Source organism: Pseudomonadota bacterium (genome assembly GCA_023229365.1).
Taxonomy (GTDB): domain Bacteria; phylum Myxococcota_A; class Polyangia; order JAAYKL01; family JAAYKL01; genus JALNZK01.
This window is the reverse complement of record JALNZK010000026.1, coordinates 22,094-39,186: the sequence shown is the minus strand read 5'-3', so window position 1 is coordinate 39,186 and position 17,093 is coordinate 22,094. Positions and strand designations below refer to the sequence as shown.

The following is a 17,093-nucleotide window of genomic DNA, read 5'->3' as shown; positions in this document are numbered from 1 at the left end:
ATGGGAATAAGCTCACCAAGATTCCGGAATCTCAGAATAAGATTCCACCAAGAAAGCGGAATCAATCAAAGTCAATAATGTTCACCAAGAATCCGGAATCAACCAAAGGACCAGAGGTCAGAATCCGGAATCATGGGAATAAGCTCACCAAGATTCCGGAATCTCAGAATAAGATTCCGCCAAAAAAGCGGAATCGACCGGAGGTCAAAATGACCGGAGGTCAAATGACCAGAGGTCAAATGACCGGAGGTCATCATCGGAAGATAGGATCATCTAGTCCTTCAGGCCAATCGTCTGAATGCATCCTCTTCCAGATCAAAGTAATCAGGTCTCTTAACTGCATCTGTACTGAGCGTTCCACCTGAAATCGGTAACTCGAGATTCTCAGATCACTATACGGGCCGTCCGAACTAGTGATCTGATCAATGCCCATAACAGTCTCAGTGCCAATTGGCTCTCCAAGAATCCAAGAATACATGCAGAGTTGTATGAGCCAGTCTTGTACCGAGCTGCCAAACTGAGGTAGCATTGCGGTGTTCATCCGAATCCCCTGAACTTCGGTCACTTTACAGGTCTTATAACTGCTGCGTTGTCCCCGAAAACGTGTAACAAGGTAGCCCGGTTTCGGGGATGTCGGGTTCATATACCCATTCACTTTGAAATCATAGATAACCTGTGCCCCAGTCTTAGTCACAAAGTAAAGGTCCGGTTTGCCAAGCATCGGTACACCAAACACAGTATCACGTACTTCGAGTTCCATCCGAGGCTCTGCTACAGCCAGGTTCAGTTCAAGCATGAGGTCTGCAAACGCACCCGAATCTCGATACTCTGTCCAGCAATGTTGACCGTAGGGCAAGGCCTCAATAGAATCACCAATGAGCTGATCAAACACATCGGAATACTTCTTCCCAAGAAGCGCCTCCGAGATTCTCGCCTTCACGATGGCATCGAAGCAAGTGCCGATAGCCATAGGCATTGTCTGCTTGGTCTTAGTCTTGTGTCCAAGCACATAGCGGACATAGAACTCGGTCTCATCACGCAAGTAGGTAAGGACACCTGACGGGCTCAAGTAAGGACTGATCATTTTAGTTCTCCTCGAATCTCGACTCCCGACTCTCGAATCTCGGCTCTCGAATCCCGGCTCTCGAATCCCGGCTCTTAATCACCTGTACCAAGATTTGCATAGCGGCAAACATGGTTCTGGAAACCCTTTATCCAATACTCGCTACCCTGCCAAAGACACTCGGCTCTCGGATAAACAGACTGAATCAGGTTCAACATTCTTTCCGTTGTTCGCAAGTATCGGAGTTCTGCATCTTTTTGTTTACCGGAGATGAACTGTACACTCAAATAACTGGTATGCATATTCCTAAGTGCCGTGATTATATCCTCATCGCACATATGCTGGAAAACAAGATGCGCGATTCCGATATCAGTATTTGGATACTCTTTATCAAAGGAAGTCACCATGTCCGAAATCCCCGACACTCGTAACTGAGCCAACGGCGAAATGTCCACAGAGCATACCCAGTAGCCTTGTGATTTTAAGTAGCGCGCCATGCCTCCGGTGCCAATGCCGAAGTCAAGAATCCTGGCTCCGGCGCTCGGCTCGATCTCATGCATCTTGAGAACGGCCTTAGGATCACTGTCAGTGAGCCACTTCAGATTCCGTGATGCATGCATTTGTTCCCAGAATGCTTTCATACCCTAATCTCCAAATCTTAAGATACCGGAGCAATGCCACAATTACTTCATCCTCGAAATAGATCCTAAGATCGTTTTCCTCCTCCCCGTTACTTGCTTTCAGAATCAGGGCATCATATTCATCTCGCTCTGCGTACACGCCATCGCCTAAGTAAGCTTTATCTTTCATATTACAATCTCCTAAGCATCAATTTCTTGGACAAGTAATCCCGCCACTTCAGATTATGAATGTTTCATTCACTAATCCTCGGCTCTCGGCTCTCTACTGATCCCCAAAGTCTAGCAGATTTCCCTAAAGTTCATATGTTCTTGCTTATAATTCTATCCAGTAATGCATTGAATCCAGGAGACCCGAATGGGAGACAGGTTCCCCGATTCCCGAGAACCGACATTATAGCCTGTGCTCCTTTAGGGTATAGCGAATGCACAATGATCATAGACTTACAGTTCTTGCCAACTTGCCAAACAGTATTAGGGCCATCTGATTCCATGTACATTCCGCCACCAAGGAAGATAAAATCAAATTCATTATATCTCAGAATCCCGATTCCCGCAAATGACTAATTCCTTTTGATATATTGCTTTGACAAACCATTCAATTCTGACAGGGATATCCTCAAGTATGAAGATTCTCACGGTAGTTCCATCTCCTTACTAATTCTTCCAGTGACAGGAATATCGGATCATTGGCTTCATTAATATAACATTCAGAATTGTGATAACCCTTGATTTGATAGTGCCCTGCTGGTGTTATCAGAATTCCAACTGGACAACCACAGATTGGACAAGAACATAGTTTTTGAACAGCTTCCTCAATTGTTAGGTTAGCAACTCTTGCATATTTTGGGTCAGTAGACTCAATAACATAGGCCTGTAAAACATCTCGCTTCTTATTAATTTTCTCTGTAATCCTTTTCAATTGAGCCTTTTCTCTATTAGTCAGGTTGGCAATAATATCGACCCATTTGAAAATCAGGTAGTCTGACATTTATTATTCCTTATGTCAAGAGCCTCATGCAACCGTGCAACGAGGTCAAGTTCCGCGTGCACCCTGTGAATCTCTCGAATAGCGATGGACATACAATGTCATGCATTCTTGCTCCCGTGAACCATCGCCCTGCGCTCCTGGTCGTCGAGCCTTGGCATAATTCAACGTACTCTCGAACCTCGAATCCGTCGCCCATGTGATACTTGACCTTGTTGATTCGCTCCTGGTGTGGGGTCACTTCCCGCCGTGTCGCTCGTCATACAGACCGTCCAAGTCGGTTCCGGCAGTGGTGTGCCAGTGCCGTACGGGTAAATCGGGACAGTGATGGGATACGTCACAACGAAGTTTCGCAGGCAGAACATCGCCCGTAGATCTTCATAGAGTTGCCGCGCCTCGGCTTCGGTCAGCGTGACGCGCGTTTTCTTGTCTCCAGACTCGATGGTGAATAGCCATTCAGTTTTCATTCCCATTGTCCTTTCTCAATTCCCGGCTCTCGAACCTCGAATCTCAATTCCAGACTCTCATTACCCACCAACGGATTAACGAACCTTCCCATGGCCAATCAGAAGGATTCCTGATATAAAGAATCCTGAATCCCAAAGAGAGAATCAGGTTCTCCATGGTCTCCAAGTCTCGGAAATAGTGATGGGTCCACTGTCCATCAGATTCATTAATTAATTCTGCGAACTGGAAACTAAAGATTCCCGACTCTCGCAACTTGATTCTGGAAATTAATTGCTTGATATCTGGCAAGTCCATATGCTGAAAAACCAAATGACAAAGAACTAAGTCCCATGGACCATGAACCTGAATCCCCGACTCTCGTATCCCACGACAACCTACCCGAGCAAGTGCAATATCGCTGATGTCTGTACTCCAAACATGGCCTCCGGCCTTTTGTAGAAACCTATGCATTGACCCATCACCAATACCGATGTCTAGAATCTTGGTTCCTGGTTCAGGTATCGGTAGCCCATGAATCTTGAAAACGTTCTCGGGTTTCGAGCAAGTAAGCCACAACTTGCTATTGTCTTGATGAACCTTATCCCAGAACTTTGCCTCGGTCATTCTTCTACCTCTACTTTCATTGCTTCCAAAGCAGCCAGGAATCCCTTTGTGAAACTTCTAATAGAAGTAGTCGTTACTGCATAGTCAGGATTAAATACTGTCAAATAATTAATATAATGCTCCCAAGATAAGATTATGTCCATTGTTGTCTAATGCATCCCGTAATACTTCTTCCCTAATCTTTCTACCATTAAGGATTCTCATGACTTGGCCTCCGGCCTCCGGCTTTTTTGACTGGATTGATTGCCGTTACCTGATTCCAGTCTTTTACATCAAACTCACCATCTTTATACATGATTGTCTTTTGACCACCTGAGTGAGCCCTTACAAGTAAGGCCTCAACTTTGTTCCCGTCTCGGTATGTCCATACTCTAATCATTGAGTAGGTATCCTGAAATAAAAGCACGAAGTCGCGGAGTGTATGAGTCTGTGGAGTAAAGGACTTTAGATTTTAGCATTTTCAATATATTGATTTGTCGTGGTTTCCAAGAATCCCGCATAAATCTCCTTGAACTGTCTCGGTGTCAAGACATGACCATCCCAAATTGTTATTAGCACTCTTGATGCATGTGCATGAACACTAGAAGCTAAGCTCCCGTCACGAGGATCGGGAGCCAGAAGATATTCCTTATAAGTCTCATACCTAAGGAGCGGGTAGATACTCTCGAAGTGGTCATATAGTTCTCTAATTTGATTCTTAGTTAACATGGTGTTCCACCTTCCTTGTTTCAAAGAGCCTTATAGACCAGAAAAGAATTGTTGCTCGTATTGCTCCGATCTTAGGCCAAAGAGATCGGTATAAGAAGAAATCAGCATCCAGTCGGGATATTGTTCCTTCTTGATAAGCTTAAATTCAATCATTCTTTAGCCCAAAAGTTTTATTTTTTGTTCCTTTAGATACTTCTTATCAATAGATACACTACCCGTTGATACACATTGCTTTCCATTAATATCCTTTTCTGGTTGTTTCAATACAATACAACTTTTACAATGTGGGTCAATTAGCCAATTCTTTCCAAATTGATCAAGAATCATACCAGTGAAATCAAAGTTAAATGTAATTGAAGCCCCAGGTAATACTTTAAATCGTTTCATTTCCAACCTTTCAATCAAAGAGTGGTAAGCCTATTAATCTTTGGCTCTTGACTCAAGTAGCCTGAGACAAAAGCCCAAATTTCCTTGACATATGCCTGATAGTATTTGGAGTGATCAACCAAGTATCTCAGAAACTCATCTTCGGGTAAGGTCTCTTTGTCATAACTCATATGCCTCAAGAAGCCTTCATAGCATTCCCGAAACTGATTCGGCGTCAAGAGACACCCATTCCAAGTCGTAATCAAGACACGAGAAGCATGAGCCTGAGCACTCGCAGGATCAGTTTCCTCTAGCCAACGCTTATAAGTGTTATACAAGACTGTTGGATACAATTCTGTAAATAGCTTGTATAGTTCCCGAATCTGGTTCTCAGTCATTCTCCAAACTCCTTGACTAAAACATCATATAGAATCGAATTGTGCATCTCCCCATTAAGGAATTCCCGAGTCATGTCATAGGCCTCATGTGAAATGATTCTTTCATTTGACCATTTAACAATATACTGAGCTATAGTATCCTCGATTCTCGTATCCCATCTCTTGATAGCTAGCTCTGGTGTACCAGATGCTGGTCCCTTTGCACCACAATGAGCACACCAAATAAAATAAGAATTGTCTATTTGAACCCGAACATGTGTACTACCACAGAATGGGCAACGTTTCATTTCATAGCCTCCCGATTCTTGAAACTAGTTCCATACTCCATCAAGACAGGTCTCTGATTCTTTGGCATCAGTCTCGAAGCATTGGAAAACCAGTCACTATACGATTGCCCTTCGACCCAAGAATCAACAAGTGCAGTGGTAAATGTCCCTCCGCTAGAATCTCCGAACGATGACTTCCCATCTGGACAACCTCCGAAGTGTAAGAGATTTCCAGTACTGGGTACGTCGTTGGGCCTGTATCTGACATTAGTTCCGGAATTACAACTATCAGTGACAAAGAAGGTCCGACAATTAGGCCATAACAATTCATCATCTTTAAGCTCGCCATCCCAGAGACAGATAGTTTCATCTTGGCCATCCTCCTCATCATTATTAATATCCTTGATCTGGCCTCCATGACAAGAGATAAAGAATACGAACAAGTCACCCGGTTCAAGATCCTTTGTCAAGCGAGCCATTTGATTCTTGACCGCGGCTCTTGTTGCTTGTGCATTGATTAGTTTGGTTACAGGATACTTGAACTCTTGACAAAGAATCTCAAAGATTCGAGCATCTGTATCCGTACCTGGACATTCACCATGCCATCCAGAATAGCTTCTTGGATCAACTTCCGTGAGTCCGATAACTAGAGCAACACCGTGTGCTTTTGGCTTGTTGGTTACTTGGCAACCCGAGCAAAACAACAAGACAAAAAGTATCCAAGTTCTCATTTCAGATTCTCCTTAATAATTTTCAGCAAATCAATATCTTTTACCTCCACCATCCTCGCCGACTCCGCCGCCTCCGCCGACTCCGCCGCCCACGCCGCCCACGCCGACGCCGCCGCCGACGCCGCCGACGCCGTCGCCGACGCCGTCGCCGACGCCGTCGCCGACGCCGACGCCGTCGCCGACGCCGTCGCCGTCGCCGATTCCCGAGACCTGTCTTTACCACTCAGCCAATTGTCTGCCCAAGTATTCCAAGCCTGGTCTTTGCAAACTTGCTTGGCACAGATGATCGCAATCTTAATCCGATTCTCAGTACTGATCTCGGGTAAGCTAATCCGACGAAGTGTAGTTGCCTTGGTGCAACCCACTTTGAGCCCATGATCATTCTTGATTACTTCGCCCTCGCCTTCCCACAGATGCATGGTCTTTGGATCAAAATCTCCATGAATCGAATTCAGAAACACTGCCAAGAGAGGGTCTAAATACCAGTGAGTGAATCCCGGCCCACAAAGCTCGCCTTTGCCATCAGTCTCATGTGTAATATTCTCGCCCCATTGGCAAGAATTGTGTGTCTGATCATTTTTGTCTGTCAGTTTATAGAGTTTCATTTTAGTTTTCCTGAATCAGTCTCAATAATTCTTCAGCCTCTGGTGTAATCCAGCCAACATATGCTGGTTGTTCTCCATTGTGTTCCCAAGTCTTGTTTTCAGCTTCCATGAACATAGTCTGTTGATTCACAACAGCTGACAATCCGATAACTCTGACTAGATCATTGATCGTGGATACTATCTCCAATTGATTAGTATCTACAATCTCAAGTCTATTGTCCTTAAGCAAGATCATGGCTGCTCCCTCAGGAGTCAAGCCAACGAACCTTACTTCCTGAGAATAACCGTCAACGGTCCAAGTAGTTTTCATCTTTGCAAATAGTCCAATTCTTCTTGATGTCTACGTTTCATTTCTCTAACTTTTTCCTCTAATCCAGCTTTAGCATCCAAGTTGTTCCAAACATCAATTCCTACTAGTATCTTGTCTCCAGTCAATTGGTATAAATCGATGTCAACAACTGGTGTATCTCCCCGAGACTTGCCATGGTCCTCCCAATACTTTTTGCAAACTTCAATAGCTTGTCCACAATTCTCAGCATCAAAGACTCTGAAGTCTTTATTACAAGCTATTGTGTAATCGCAACCTTCACCTCGACCTTTAAATAATGCTACAAATTTCATGGTCTACCAGTCTCCTAGATCATCAATCCTATTCATTACTCTTTGAAATAATTCAGGAGCAAGTTCCTTAGATAAGATACCTATGATATTTAGTTCCCGATTCGTGATCTGAGCACTCGGATCTCCACTGAATTTAATTTCCTTTGTATCTTCTTCTCTTCGGCTCTTGACTCCTAAACTCTCAGAGTTTCCATAACAGATTGGCTCATCGAGATCAATCATACCAGCAGCCAATACCTTACGGCCATCTGCTACATCCTTGTGATTCTCAGCCGTTCCGAAGATTCGGAATCCATTCTCAAAGATGATATATTTAAATGTTCTCATCAAAGATCACCGGTATTAGTTGTCTGAATTGCTCAAGCAAAGGACACATGATCTCGCGCATCTGAGGATGGGCACGATCACTTGTCCTAAGCTTGAAGACGTGTCGCCACTCACGGAAATTTGCTGTCATCACTAATTCAGTCTTTAGACTGTTCGGAAGCACTGATCGTGCCTGCTCAGGCTTCCAACCTTGAAGTCTTAGTGCTTTATATGCATCCTCTGCACTAATCATAGCGTGCATCCACTCATTGGTAGCAACTAAATACTCCCCAGGTTCAATGGAAACCCAAGGTGGAATCACAAATGTTACTTGACTCTTATTATAGTCACAATAACGCGTACTTTCTTGACTATATGAGGCAAGACGATGACGCACGATTTCGTGACTCACGCCTCGATCACAGATAATTCGAACCGTGGCACTAGCATGTTCAAGTACAGATTCATGACCAAGATTTATAATTTTCTCCGCAAACTTGAGGTTAGACTCTTTAGTTATCTTATCCTCACTTTTGTAACATACCCTTCCAGCCAATTCGATGAGATTCAATGAGAAGACCGATACTGCAAGGACTTTAGAACTGGGTTTGATTAAGATCATGGCTTGGACTCCCAATCTATATCAAATTGATAATGACGCTGGTCTTGTTTAAGTTGCTTCTCGATTCTTTTAATCAATTTAATAGAAAGTTTGCCATCTTTCCTATGCTCCTTGATAACGGAAATCAGAAGGTCATCTCGAATTGCTACTGCATTAGACCAGTCTTGTCCATACATCTTAGATAGTCCTTATTCTAGTATCATTTCATTGCTCCCAGAATCTTGTAAATCGCCCAATATTCAGGATTCATGAATCCTGCGTAGATCAAAGGCAACTCAATAAACACTAAACAAGTAACTAATACTAAGAAAAATCCCCAAAGACACTTGCAAACAAAGACCGAAAATCTCATATCATAATAATCAGGATCAGGCATCTTATATTTCCAGATCAGTCTATATGTAACACAGAAGATATCAATTAGAACCAAGATAAATATAACAGCTAGCATAGAATCGATGTATGCCTGTTTCAGTAGGCATTCCCAAAGAATCTCGACACCCACTCCAAGTTTTTGTGCAAGCAGATTCAGTGTTTCATTAATCATTTCAGATTCTCCTTGATAATCTTCAGCAAATCAATATCTTTTACCTCCACCATCCTCGCCGCCCACGCCGCCTCCGCCTCCGACCACGCCGCCCCCGCCGCCGCCGCCCACGCCGCCCACGCCGCCCACGCCGCCGCCGACGCCGACGCCCACGCCGCCGCCGCCGCCGACGCCGACGCCGCCGCCGCCGCCGCCGACGCCGACGCCGCCGCCGCCGACGCCGACGCCGCCGCCGCCGACGCCGACGCCGCCGCCGCCGCCGCCGCCGATTTCCGAGTCCTGTCTTTACCACTCAGCCAATTGTCTGCCCAAGCATTCCAGGCCTGCTCTTTGCAAACTTGCTTGGCACAAAGGATTGCAATCTTAATCCGATTCTCAGTACTGATCTCGGGCAAGCTAATCCGACGAAGTGTAGTTGCCTTGGTGCAACCTACTTTCAACCCGTGATCATTCTTGATTACCTCGCCCTCACCTTCCCACAGATGCATGGTCTTTGGATCAAAATCTCCATGAATTGGATTCAGAAACACAGCTAAAAGAGGGTCAAGATACCAATGTGTGAATCCCGGCCCACAAAGCTTGCCCTCGCCACTCGTCTCATGTGTAATATTCTCGCCCCATTGGCAAGAATTGTGTGTCTGATCATTTTTGTCTGTCAGTTTATAAAGTTTCATTTCACCTTTCTCCAACTTCCATTAGCTTAATTGTTCCTGGTTTGGGCTTCATACACTGATTACTGATAAGTCTATATTCAAATACTATTGGCAAGACTTTCTTTTCCCTTCTTGAATCCAGCAATCTTGGCTCTACCTGTTGCCGAATTGATTCCTTTGGCTACTTCTGTTAATACCATACGACATTGGAAACACACTTCAATTCCTTCAGAACCAAAGACATACAGTTGCAAGTGTACCATTTCTTTTGATTATGTGTGGCATAGTGTGCACTCATTCATCGCATATACCTCGCTTCTTGTGGCACGCCATCTTCACTAGTATCATTGAACTTATAACTCACTTCACTATTCATTGGGAAAGCAACAGCTGTTACTCCTTCTCGAACTGATTTTTTGCATTCGTTAGGTTCACATGTAGAGTCACTAAGTCTACGTTCCTGGTCAGTGAACCCTGAAAGTTCAAGAATCACTGATTTCGGATCATATCCTTCAATATCGACAATGGTCTCAATGACCAAAGCCCCCATCATTCCATAGAATTTACCTTTCCCATAAGTATAACCAATTACCTTTCCCTTGCCAATTTGCCATGGCTTTGCTTTCAAGAGCCTATGACTACGGCAGCATTCGTAACCTACATCAGGACTCCTGAGCATATAGCCTTCAATACCCTGATTCACACAAGCATCAGGCAAAAGCATCTTCTCAATCAGTGGGTAGGCATCAAACTTAGACCAAGGAAGCCTAACTTGATCCACAATCTTAATAAGATTATGCTCATGAAGTTTTTCCTTCATGAGATCAACCTTAGCCCAGAACGGGGTGTTTGGCTTTGGTGAATACCCTATTTTCTGACTCTCTAGTGGTCCAAGCAAAGCTTGTTTACCCCAAGGAAGCATACTTCCATCAAACATCATTTCGTATGCGGGTGTCTCAAAGACCATGTATTTTACTGGTCCCCAGTTTAGATTATCAAGATCCTTGACAATCTTCATCAGAGACTGGCGCTGTCGTCTCCCGATCCAAAGTTCTCCATCCAATGGCATTTGTGGCATAGTATCGAGCCACCAATCGGGAGCATGAAGTACATTGCCCAATCGGGACCAGAGTCCTGTACAAACTTGATAATCTTTATACCGTTCATCCTTGTCTGTATTTGCCCATGGGATATCAATCTTCTTGAGACCACGGGAGATTCCACCGTCCCAATATGCACGCATCCCATTTAACTTCTCAGAACAAAACCAACCACCAATGGGGTCATCAGTGAACTTATGAGCGAGCATCAGGAATTCACGTTTCATATCGTACCGCCTATCTTTGATTCAAGTTTCTTGACTCTCGATTCCAGGTTCGAGATAATATCTTCTGGAGTCTTAGAATCTCGATTCTTAAGCAGTCTATCAATAGTCTGTTTCAGAGTTAGCCCATAGGCATGCTGTTTATGAGACTTGACAAAGACACTAAAGAAATGTTCTTTAACACCTCCTATAAATCTTGTAGTTTCCTGAATAAGTATTCCTGTATATTCAGGAGCAAATTTATTAATTACTTTAATGGCTTGATCAGTTGTCATACTAAGTCTCCAACTAGCAATAGAAGATTTGCAACTTGATAACCACGGTCAGTTAATTTCCAATCAGTCTTAGTTGAGTCAATTAGTCCCTTTCTCAGAAGTATTTGTAAATCTCTTTCCAATGTGCCCAAATGTCTATCTTTACTAAATCCTTGGCAGATATCAAGCAACAAGACTATTTGATTTGTAGTCATACTAGTTACTTACCTCCTCAATAGCAATTTCGGCTTTAGCTAACTCATCTCCTACACTGAAATATGGCATACCACCAGGGAGAATATTCCACATATCTCTTGGTAACAAGATCTTTGCATACTTGATAGCAATGCCAAGAACGAGTAATTGTTCAATATTGATATGTTCACCCCATTGTCTACCTAACCTGTCTACACAGGCATTAAGAAAACTCCAACCACCACCCTTATCCTTCTGGAAATCCTCTGGCAAATCATTGAGCATTGATATGATGTCTTCTCGATGATTTGACAACCTACCAGGATGAAATTTAAAGTTAGTTATTACTCCTTCAACAAACACTGCTTGAGACTTATCCTCATCTTCAGTGAACAAACAGTCTCTGAGCACATCCTCAACATTCTTACTTGTAAGAACCATGACCTTGTCCTTTCGATAACTCGTTTCTCAGTCCTTCGTTGATATACCTAATCATGATAACTGACAATGATTCAGTTAATACTTTATTGATTTTCTGTGCCACTTCGTCAGTAGTCATACGATCATCAATATCAATCTTGACTTGATGATCATGTCCATTTAATGAGAATCGACAAACTAATATAGCACCCTGTATTTCAGGCCGATCAAATAGGTGCCAAGTACATTCGAATCCATTATCCTTAGTTCTGAAACAAGCAAGCAACTCACTTGTTACCTTTTCCTTTAACTCTTTATAAATCCTAATAGAATCATCTGTTGGAGCCTTTATTTCTGTGATTGTCTGAGGATAAGGTGCAGCTTGTTTCGTGACATATGTATCAAACATGAAATTGATTCCTTATTCCACTTTCTAGAGAAGTAATTGTATTTACATTATACAGATAGTTCCAAGGTCTAGGCAACAAGATGCAATTTCCATCATTCTGCTGCCACTGAACACACTCTAGTTCTGAATCATCAATAAGCAAAGTATCTTTATTTACTAAGATACTTTTCATATCGGTCAGAATCAATGGAAATCCAGCGAATTGGCTAGTTTGCCACCAAAGCCATTTACCTGCTGCGCTTGTTTCATTATAAGGCTTAGAGCAAAGAATCACTTTAACATCATAATCACAGATGATATTCATGATTCTCTTAGCATCTAGTGTCATTGGCAACGTAGCCCAGTCATGGATACTCATATCCCTAAGGCAGTTTGTTCCAAGTGTTTTTTCAATATTGTATTCACCCTTGGGCCAATGGAAACTAGTGATACCCTGTTTGTTCAAGATTCCTTGAACAAGGTCTACAATAACACCATCTAAATCAACGTAGATTGTTTTCATTTGGTACCTCGGGCAAGGGCATCCAGTGAGTAACTATATCTACTATGAAGCTAAAGATATAAAATTGTCCTTCTTTGTATCTTGCAGTCAGAACAGATTCTTTGTTTTTATAGTCACAGGTAAGCACATAGGTGCCTTCTTCTGGCATTTTGTCGTTTACTGATATCCATTTAGTCATTTCAGGTTCTCCTAAGCTAATATATTATTCAATCTTTACGCCGCATGGCGAACCATCGGGCTGTTCGTAGTCCTGTAGCAGGAACTCAAGCGCATAGGTTCGATTATCGAACGCCGCATTTTTCCCCGCTGACGTGATCAAATGCACAATCTATGTGCCTTTGTTGCCCTTGCACCTGATCGCTTTGCCTACCGCCTCCGCTGCCGTCCATGGCCGGTACTTCGGCTCGGGCTTGTCCATCGAACGCTGCCATGTATCAATGGATTCTCTCGTCATGTTGTACTGTGCCATCAGAAATTCCAAACGCTCTGTGTCATCTTTATTTGGCTCTACCAACCTTCGTAGTTGTTTTCAATATTATATAATGAGAGACGATTGCATTGATCTGCTATATTGATAAGCCCGTCTCTCAGTTGTTGATTTGTGTTTGACATTTCTTTATTCCTTTGATTGGTGCCCAGAATGGGAGTCGAACCCATACGAGTTTCCTCGACAGATTTTAAGTCTGTTGCGTCTGCCATTCCGCCACCTGGGCATTGATTAATTAAACACGACTTTTCAGATACTGATCAAGACATTCCTGATATGTTGTACCACGATAGTAACGATTGCCCTTAGCAACCCAAAGTGAATAATCTTTGTGATTATTTCTTGGTGTTCCTTCATGGGACCAATATGTTGTTTCCACACAAACTGACACTTCAGATTCTCGCTTCAAGACCTCTGCGATTACTTGTTTTGCTGTCATGGCTTAAGTCCTTTTAAGTTGTAATATAATCTAAATGCACTATTCCAGAGATTGTTTGCTTTTGTTTTATCATTTACTTGATGGATTTCGTACCCAAAGTAATTCTGTATAATTACTTTTGCTTGAAAATCAGATACTAATTGTATATGAATTTGTTCATTGACATCTATACCTTTATTCCAGATAAGTACTGATTTTATATGCCTGTCAACTTGATAATCTAAACAGCTTACGAAGCCAATTCTAAGTAGGTATAGGTATATATTATTATTATATTGAGTGAAAAAATCCCAATCAGCATTGACTTTTCTAAGATAACGGTGGCTACCAGTAAGTTCAAAAGGAGCCTTATATTCTTGAAGTTTTTGTATTATTTTACCAAAGGGTGAGCCAATTACTTCAATATGCACAGTAAACATGTTCAGGCTCCCAATCTAAATGCTTCATGATTCTTGTTGACTATCTTTCCTTCACGTTCCTGCTTCTCGACAATCGCATCTCGAACCCAGTTGAATGTCTCTATGTCTGCTTGGAATCCTTCTACGTTTTTTCCACAGAAACAGTCACATGGATTATTAGCCATAGGATCAATACCCATCCAGGCTAAGTTAATAAGCCTACATGCGTTTTTGATTGCTTGATGCTTTGTCATAATAGTTTCCCTTGTTTATCTTCTCGATTCATGCACATCTGCTCAAAGATTGCTGATTCCCATCCCCGATACGAGTGCCAAGCTACTCCACCTTTGGGACCAAAGACTTCAAGCTGGACACAAGGTATACCTGCCAATTTATCCCGAATCATGTATCCTGCATCTCGTGCCGAAGTACTGATCACCCAAGTGATCCCCTTTAACATATCCTCAGGACACTGTGTATAGCTTGCTTTTTCTCCATATTCGATTTTGACTGGAAACTTCCAGCACTTCTTTCCTTTATAATCATTTATCCGTTTTGCTTGCATTTTAGTTCCATTATCTTGGGTATAGTCTATCATCATTACGGATTAAACAGTCATAGTCATCCCAAGACATTTCCAAATCATCCTTTTCAACATCTTGAAAAAGCAAAGTTTGTGTATCAGCAAACTTGTCCCATTTATTTGTTATACCCTCAGTTACCCGATGCCAACCTATTGGTATCTTTACATGTCTACCTTTTGGTCCGACTTTAATTGTTTGCATGATTTCAAGCTCCTTTTGATAATTTTCAGCAAATCAATATCTTTTACCGCCGACGCCCTCGCCGCCGCCGCCGACGCCCTCGCCGCTGCCGTCGCCGCCCTCGCCGCTGCCGTCGCCGCTGCCTCCGCCGCCGTCGCCTTCGCCGCCGCCGCCGCCGCCGCCTCCGCCGCCCTCGCCGACGCCCTCGCCGCTGCCTCCGCCGCTGCCTCCGCCGCCGCTGCCTCCGCCGCTGCCGCCGCCGCTGCCTCCGCCGCTGCCTCCGCCGCTGCCTCCGCCGCTGCCTCCGCCGCCGCTGCCTCCGCCGCCGCCGCCTCCGCCGCCGACGCCGCCGACGCCGACGCCGCCCACGCCGCCGACGCCGACGCCGCCCACGCCGCTGCCTCCGCCGCCACCCACGTCGCCGCCGTCGCCGATTTCCGAGTCCTGTCTTTACCACTCAGCCAATTGTCTGCCCAAGTATTCCAAGCCTGCTCTTTGCAAACTTGCTTGGCACAGATGATTGCAATCTTAATCCGATTCTCAATACTGATCTCAGGCAAGCTAATTCGACGAAGTGTAGTTGCCTTGGTGCAACCTACTTTCAACCCGTGATCATTCTTGATTACCTCGCCCTTACCTTCCCACAGATGCATGGTCTTTGGATCAAACTTTCCATGAATTGGATTCAGAAACACAGCCAAGAGAGGGTCCAAATACCAGTGTGTGAATCCCGGCCCACAAAGATCGCTCTCGCCACTCGTCTCATGTGTAATGTTCTCGCCCCATTGGCAAGAATTATATGTCTGATCATTGCCATCTGTCAGTTTATAGAGTTTCATTGTTTCAAGCTCCTATAGATTGCACATCCCTCAGTATAACCAAGTTCCTTGAGCTTCTGATACATAAGGATATCAGCTTGCCAACGTCGATGATCAAGAGGTTCTGGAATCTTTGATATCATTTCCATGTCTCTTGTGAACCTAGCCACATCTGCCAGTTTAGTACAGCAGGGGCAAATCGATTGGTCATTGAGTTCACAACCATTAGCTAAAGGAGCATGACCACATTCCTTACTGGAACCATGGCATCCACACCTAAGACATGCGGCCCACTTAACTTCAGATTCCCGTGATTGGTTCTTCTGTACCCAGGCTTGATGCAATTCGTGTAATGTCTGCATACTCTAAGTCTCCTGTGTCTTGATATTTCTTCCGTAGTTCCCGAATCATTTCTCGTTGTTCCTGAGTGAAACAGTGACTGGCTGCTTGATCAAGGTGGCCAATAACTAGAATCCGATCCTCAGGATACCCATTTCTTGTCTCTTCATATAATACGTAAGCTGAACCGAGATGCTTAAATACACATTCATTACATTCTCGTTTGTGGTTCATTAGGTTATTTACCTTCTAACAATTTGGTTTGATCCTCCCAGTATTTATAATTTATGGGACCTACTTTAATTACGTTCATAACCCTAAGTTCAAATGTAAGTCGATCAATAGCTTCAATAAGCATAGACATAGGTTCATCTATTTTAACACCCATACTTTTTTCTAGTTCTCTATTGTTCATTTCAGATTCTCCTTGATAATCTTCAGCAGATCAATAGCTTTTGCCTCCGCTGCCCACGCCGCCCACGCCGCTGCCCACGCCGCCCACGCCGCCGCCGACGCCGACGCCCACGCCGCCGCCGCCGCCGACGCCGCCGCCGCCGCCGCCGCCGACGCCGACGCCGCCGCCGACGCCGCCGTCGCCGATTTCCGAGTCCTGTCTTTACCACTCAGCCAATTGTCTGCCCAAGTATTCCAAGCCTGCTCTTTGCAAACTTGCTTGGTACAAAGGATTGCAATCTTAATCCGATTCTCAGTACTAATCTCGGGCAAGCTAATCCGACGAAGTGTAGTTGCCTTGGTGCAACCCACTTTGAGCCCATGATCATTCTTGACTATTTCTCCCTTGCCTTCCCACAGATGCATGGTCTTTGGATCAAAATCTCCATGAATTGGATTCAGAAACACTGCTAAAAGAGGGTCAAGATACCAGTGAGTGAATCCCGGCCCACAAAATTTGCCTTCACCACTCGTCTCATGTGTAATATTCTCGCCCCATTGGCAAGAATTTTGTGTCTGATCATTTTCGTCTGTCAGCTTATAAAGTTTCATTTTAGTCTTCCTTCAGCATTTTAATAATATCAGTTTCACTCTGATTTCTTTTCATGCTACCTTCCTCATAGAGGACGAAAGCCGATCCCAAATATTTGATAACACATTTATTAGACCGTATCTTACTTTCCTTTTTTGTTTACCTGATTCATAGCA

At 43.9% G+C, this 17,093-nt stretch carries 30 protein-coding genes and 1 tRNA gene; all 31 read right to left on the bottom strand.

Annotated features, from left to right (window positions below):
* Positions 1–253 precede the first annotated feature (253 nt).
* Positions 254–1,084, bottom strand: a complete 831-nt coding sequence (locus M0R80_13450; GenBank protein MCK9460638.1) for a hypothetical protein — start codon at positions 1,082–1,084, stop codon at positions 254–256.
* Positions 1,085–1,158: 74 nt separating this feature from the next.
* Positions 1,159–1,704, bottom strand: coding sequence for a class I SAM-dependent methyltransferase (locus M0R80_13445; GenBank protein MCK9460637.1), 546 nt, complete (start codon positions 1,702–1,704; stop codon positions 1,159–1,161).
* Positions 1,649–1,873 (bottom strand): hypothetical protein, encoded by a 225-nt coding sequence (locus M0R80_13440; protein ID MCK9460636.1) that lies wholly within the window; start codon positions 1,871–1,873, stop codon positions 1,649–1,651. The genes M0R80_13445 and M0R80_13440 overlap by 56 nt, the downstream gene beginning before the upstream one ends.
* A 447-nt stretch (positions 1,874–2,320) precedes the next feature.
* Complete coding sequence (locus tag M0R80_13435) at positions 2,321–2,692, bottom strand: hypothetical protein (protein MCK9460635.1); 372 nt, start codon at positions 2,690–2,692, stop codon at positions 2,321–2,323.
* Positions 2,693–2,853: 161 nt separating this feature from the next.
* Positions 2,854–3,156, bottom strand: coding sequence for a hypothetical protein (locus M0R80_13430; protein ID MCK9460634.1), 303 nt, complete (start codon positions 3,154–3,156; stop codon positions 2,854–2,856).
* A gap of 1,468 nt (positions 3,157–4,624) precedes the next feature.
* A complete protein-coding gene (locus M0R80_13425; protein MCK9460633.1) occupies positions 4,625–4,855 on the bottom strand; it encodes a hypothetical protein in 231 nt (76 codons plus the stop codon).
* Between the two features lie 373 nt (positions 4,856–5,228).
* Positions 5,229–5,519, bottom strand: coding sequence for a Lar family restriction alleviation protein (locus tag M0R80_13420; GenBank protein ID MCK9460632.1), 291 nt, complete (start codon positions 5,517–5,519; stop codon positions 5,229–5,231).
* Positions 5,516–6,229 (bottom strand): caspase family protein, encoded by a 714-nt coding sequence (locus M0R80_13415; protein ID MCK9460631.1) that lies wholly within the window; start codon positions 6,227–6,229, stop codon positions 5,516–5,518. Before M0R80_13415 ends, M0R80_13420 begins: the two co-directional genes overlap by 4 nt.
* Entirely contained in the window at positions 6,226–6,834 is a 609-nt protein-coding gene (locus tag M0R80_13410; protein ID MCK9460630.1) for a hypothetical protein, read from the bottom strand. Before M0R80_13410 ends, M0R80_13415 begins: the two co-directional genes overlap by 4 nt.
* A 1-nt stretch (position 6,835) precedes the next feature.
* Positions 6,836–7,144, bottom strand: a complete 309-nt coding sequence (locus M0R80_13405) for a hypothetical protein (protein MCK9460629.1) — start codon at positions 7,142–7,144, stop codon at positions 6,836–6,838.
* Entirely contained in the window at positions 7,141–7,455 is a 315-nt protein-coding gene (locus M0R80_13400) for a hypothetical protein (protein MCK9460628.1), read from the bottom strand. The genes M0R80_13405 and M0R80_13400 overlap by 4 nt, the downstream gene beginning before the upstream one ends.
* A 3-nt stretch (positions 7,456–7,458) precedes the next feature.
* Positions 7,459–7,782, bottom strand: a complete 324-nt coding sequence (locus M0R80_13395; protein MCK9460627.1) for a hypothetical protein — start codon at positions 7,780–7,782, stop codon at positions 7,459–7,461.
* On the bottom strand, positions 7,769–8,383 hold the full coding sequence (thyX, locus tag M0R80_13390; protein ID MCK9460626.1) for an FAD-dependent thymidylate synthase: 615 nt from the start codon (positions 8,381–8,383) through the stop codon (positions 7,769–7,771). The genes M0R80_13395 and thyX overlap by 14 nt, the downstream gene beginning before the upstream one ends.
* A gap of 199 nt (positions 8,384–8,582) precedes the next feature.
* Positions 8,583–8,930: a hypothetical protein gene (locus M0R80_13385; protein ID MCK9460625.1), complete on the bottom strand. Its 348-nt coding sequence runs from the start codon at positions 8,928–8,930 to the stop codon at positions 8,583–8,585.
* Positions 8,927–9,619, bottom strand: a complete 693-nt coding sequence (locus tag M0R80_13380) for a hypothetical protein (GenBank protein MCK9460624.1) — start codon at positions 9,617–9,619, stop codon at positions 8,927–8,929. Before M0R80_13380 ends, M0R80_13385 begins: the two co-directional genes overlap by 4 nt.
* A 62-nt stretch (positions 9,620–9,681) precedes the next feature.
* Positions 9,682–9,846: a hypothetical protein gene (locus M0R80_13375; GenBank protein ID MCK9460623.1), complete on the bottom strand. Its 165-nt coding sequence runs from the start codon at positions 9,844–9,846 to the stop codon at positions 9,682–9,684.
* Positions 9,847–9,881: 35 nt separating this feature from the next.
* Complete coding sequence (locus tag M0R80_13370; GenBank protein ID MCK9460622.1) at positions 9,882–10,910, bottom strand: hypothetical protein; 1,029 nt, start codon at positions 10,908–10,910, stop codon at positions 9,882–9,884.
* Entirely contained in the window at positions 10,907–11,182 is a 276-nt protein-coding gene (locus M0R80_13365) for a hypothetical protein (GenBank protein MCK9460621.1), read from the bottom strand. Before M0R80_13365 ends, M0R80_13370 begins: the two co-directional genes overlap by 4 nt.
* Positions 11,179–11,376: a hypothetical protein gene (locus tag M0R80_13360; protein MCK9460620.1), complete on the bottom strand. Its 198-nt coding sequence runs from the start codon at positions 11,374–11,376 to the stop codon at positions 11,179–11,181. The genes M0R80_13365 and M0R80_13360 overlap by 4 nt, the downstream gene beginning before the upstream one ends.
* A gap of 1 nt (position 11,377) precedes the next feature.
* Complete coding sequence (locus tag M0R80_13355) at positions 11,378–11,752, bottom strand: hypothetical protein (protein ID MCK9460619.1); 375 nt, start codon at positions 11,750–11,752, stop codon at positions 11,378–11,380.
* A gap of 28 nt (positions 11,753–11,780) precedes the next feature.
* Positions 11,781–12,185: a hypothetical protein gene (locus M0R80_13350; protein MCK9460618.1), complete on the bottom strand. Its 405-nt coding sequence runs from the start codon at positions 12,183–12,185 to the stop codon at positions 11,781–11,783.
* A complete protein-coding gene (locus M0R80_13345; protein ID MCK9460617.1) occupies positions 12,178–12,687 on the bottom strand; it encodes a hypothetical protein in 510 nt (169 codons plus the stop codon). Before M0R80_13345 ends, M0R80_13350 begins: the two co-directional genes overlap by 8 nt.
* Entirely contained in the window at positions 12,668–12,865 is a 198-nt protein-coding gene (locus M0R80_13340; GenBank protein ID MCK9460616.1) for a DUF551 domain-containing protein, read from the bottom strand. The genes M0R80_13345 and M0R80_13340 overlap by 20 nt, the downstream gene beginning before the upstream one ends.
* A gap of 451 nt (positions 12,866–13,316) precedes the next feature.
* A tRNA-Leu gene (locus M0R80_13335) sits at positions 13,317–13,400 on the bottom strand.
* 209 nt (positions 13,401–13,609) lie between these two features.
* Positions 13,610–14,032 carry a hypothetical protein gene (locus tag M0R80_13330; GenBank protein MCK9460615.1) on the bottom strand — a complete coding sequence of 141 codons (423 nt, stop codon included), beginning with the start codon at positions 14,030–14,032 and terminating at the stop codon, positions 13,610–13,612.
* 2 nt (positions 14,033–14,034) lie between these two features.
* Positions 14,035–14,265: a hypothetical protein gene (locus M0R80_13325; GenBank protein ID MCK9460614.1), complete on the bottom strand. Its 231-nt coding sequence runs from the start codon at positions 14,263–14,265 to the stop codon at positions 14,035–14,037.
* Positions 14,262–14,612, bottom strand: coding sequence for a hypothetical protein (locus tag M0R80_13320; protein MCK9460613.1), 351 nt, complete (start codon positions 14,610–14,612; stop codon positions 14,262–14,264). The genes M0R80_13325 and M0R80_13320 overlap by 4 nt, the downstream gene beginning before the upstream one ends.
* The gene (locus M0R80_13315) at positions 14,587–14,796 is read right to left on the bottom strand and encodes a hypothetical protein (GenBank protein MCK9460612.1); all 210 of its coding nucleotides are present in this window, start codon (positions 14,794–14,796) and stop codon (positions 14,587–14,589) included. The genes M0R80_13320 and M0R80_13315 overlap by 26 nt, the downstream gene beginning before the upstream one ends.
* A 33-nt stretch (positions 14,797–14,829) precedes the next feature.
* Positions 14,830–15,192 carry a hypothetical protein gene (locus tag M0R80_13310; GenBank protein MCK9460611.1) on the bottom strand — a complete coding sequence of 121 codons (363 nt, stop codon included), beginning with the start codon at positions 15,190–15,192 and terminating at the stop codon, positions 14,830–14,832.
* Positions 15,193–16,170: 978 nt separating this feature from the next.
* Complete coding sequence (locus M0R80_13305) at positions 16,171–16,347, bottom strand: hypothetical protein (protein MCK9460610.1); 177 nt, start codon at positions 16,345–16,347, stop codon at positions 16,171–16,173.
* Positions 16,344–16,937, bottom strand: a complete 594-nt coding sequence (locus M0R80_13300) for a hypothetical protein (GenBank protein ID MCK9460609.1) — start codon at positions 16,935–16,937, stop codon at positions 16,344–16,346. Before M0R80_13300 ends, M0R80_13305 begins: the two co-directional genes overlap by 4 nt.
* Positions 16,938–17,093: the final 156 nt, after the last annotated feature.

Coding starts and splice junctions, on each gene's coding strand:
- M0R80_13405 (MCK9460629.1), bottom strand. CDS start 7,144: ATGAAAACTACTTGGACCGTTGACGGTTATTCTCAGGAAGTAAGGTTC.
- M0R80_13320 (MCK9460613.1), bottom strand. CDS start 14,612: ATGATGATAGACTATACCCAAGATAATGGAACTAAAATGCAAGCAAAA.
- M0R80_13435 (MCK9460635.1), bottom strand. CDS start 2,692: ATGTCAGACTACCTGATTTTCAAATGGGTCGATATTATTGCCAACCTG.
- thyX (MCK9460626.1), bottom strand. CDS start 8,383: ATGATCTTAATCAAACCCAGTTCTAAAGTCCTTGCAGTATCGGTCTTC.
- M0R80_13360 (MCK9460620.1), bottom strand. CDS start 11,376: ATGACTACAAATCAAATAGTCTTGTTGCTTGATATCTGCCAAGGATTT.
- M0R80_13340 (MCK9460616.1), bottom strand. CDS start 12,865: ATGACTAAATGGATATCAGTAAACGACAAAATGCCAGAAGAAGGCACC.
- M0R80_13300 (MCK9460609.1), bottom strand. CDS start 16,937: ATGAAACTTTATAAGCTGACAGACGAAAATGATCAGACACAAAATTCT.
- M0R80_13385 (MCK9460625.1), bottom strand. CDS start 8,930: ATGATTAATGAAACACTGAATCTGCTTGCACAAAAACTTGGAGTGGGT.
- M0R80_13410 (MCK9460630.1), bottom strand. CDS start 6,834: ATGAAACTCTATAAACTGACAGACAAAAATGATCAGACACACAATTCT.
- M0R80_13440 (MCK9460636.1), bottom strand. CDS start 1,873: ATGAAAGATAAAGCTTACTTAGGCGATGGCGTGTACGCAGAGCGAGAT.
- M0R80_13450 (MCK9460638.1), bottom strand. CDS start 1,084: ATGATCAGTCCTTACTTGAGCCCGTCAGGTGTCCTTACCTACTTGCGT.
- M0R80_13325 (MCK9460614.1), bottom strand. CDS start 14,265: ATGACAAAGCATCAAGCAATCAAAAACGCATGTAGGCTTATTAACTTA.
- M0R80_13315 (MCK9460612.1), bottom strand. CDS start 14,796: ATGCAAACAATTAAAGTCGGACCAAAAGGTAGACATGTAAAGATACCA.
- M0R80_13350 (MCK9460618.1), bottom strand. CDS start 12,185: ATGTTTGATACATATGTCACGAAACAAGCTGCACCTTATCCTCAGACA.
- M0R80_13330 (MCK9460615.1), bottom strand. CDS start 14,032: ATGTTTACTGTGCATATTGAAGTAATTGGCTCACCCTTTGGTAAAATA.
- M0R80_13345 (MCK9460617.1), bottom strand. CDS start 12,687: ATGAAAACAATCTACGTTGATTTAGATGGTGTTATTGTAGACCTTGTT.
- M0R80_13445 (MCK9460637.1), bottom strand. CDS start 1,704: ATGAAAGCATTCTGGGAACAAATGCATGCATCACGGAATCTGAAGTGG.
- M0R80_13425 (MCK9460633.1), bottom strand. CDS start 4,855: ATGAAACGATTTAAAGTATTACCTGGGGCTTCAATTACATTTAACTTT.
- M0R80_13375 (MCK9460623.1), bottom strand. CDS start 9,846: ATGGTACACTTGCAACTGTATGTCTTTGGTTCTGAAGGAATTGAAGTG.
- M0R80_13400 (MCK9460628.1), bottom strand. CDS start 7,455: ATGAAATTTGTAGCATTATTTAAAGGTCGAGGTGAAGGTTGCGATTAC.
- M0R80_13420 (MCK9460632.1), bottom strand. CDS start 5,519: ATGAAACGTTGCCCATTCTGTGGTAGTACACATGTTCGGGTTCAAATA.
- M0R80_13370 (MCK9460622.1), bottom strand. CDS start 10,910: ATGAAACGTGAATTCCTGATGCTCGCTCATAAGTTCACTGATGACCCC.
- M0R80_13395 (MCK9460627.1), bottom strand. CDS start 7,782: ATGAGAACATTTAAATATATCATCTTTGAGAATGGATTCCGAATCTTC.
- M0R80_13430 (MCK9460634.1), bottom strand. CDS start 3,156: ATGAAAACTGAATGGCTATTCACCATCGAGTCTGGAGACAAGAAAACG.
- M0R80_13305 (MCK9460610.1), bottom strand. CDS start 16,347: ATGAACAATAGAGAACTAGAAAAAAGTATGGGTGTTAAAATAGATGAA.
- M0R80_13365 (MCK9460621.1), bottom strand. CDS start 11,182: ATGACAACTGATCAAGCCATTAAAGTAATTAATAAATTTGCTCCTGAA.
- M0R80_13415 (MCK9460631.1), bottom strand. CDS start 6,229: ATGAGAACTTGGATACTTTTTGTCTTGTTGTTTTGCTCGGGTTGCCAA.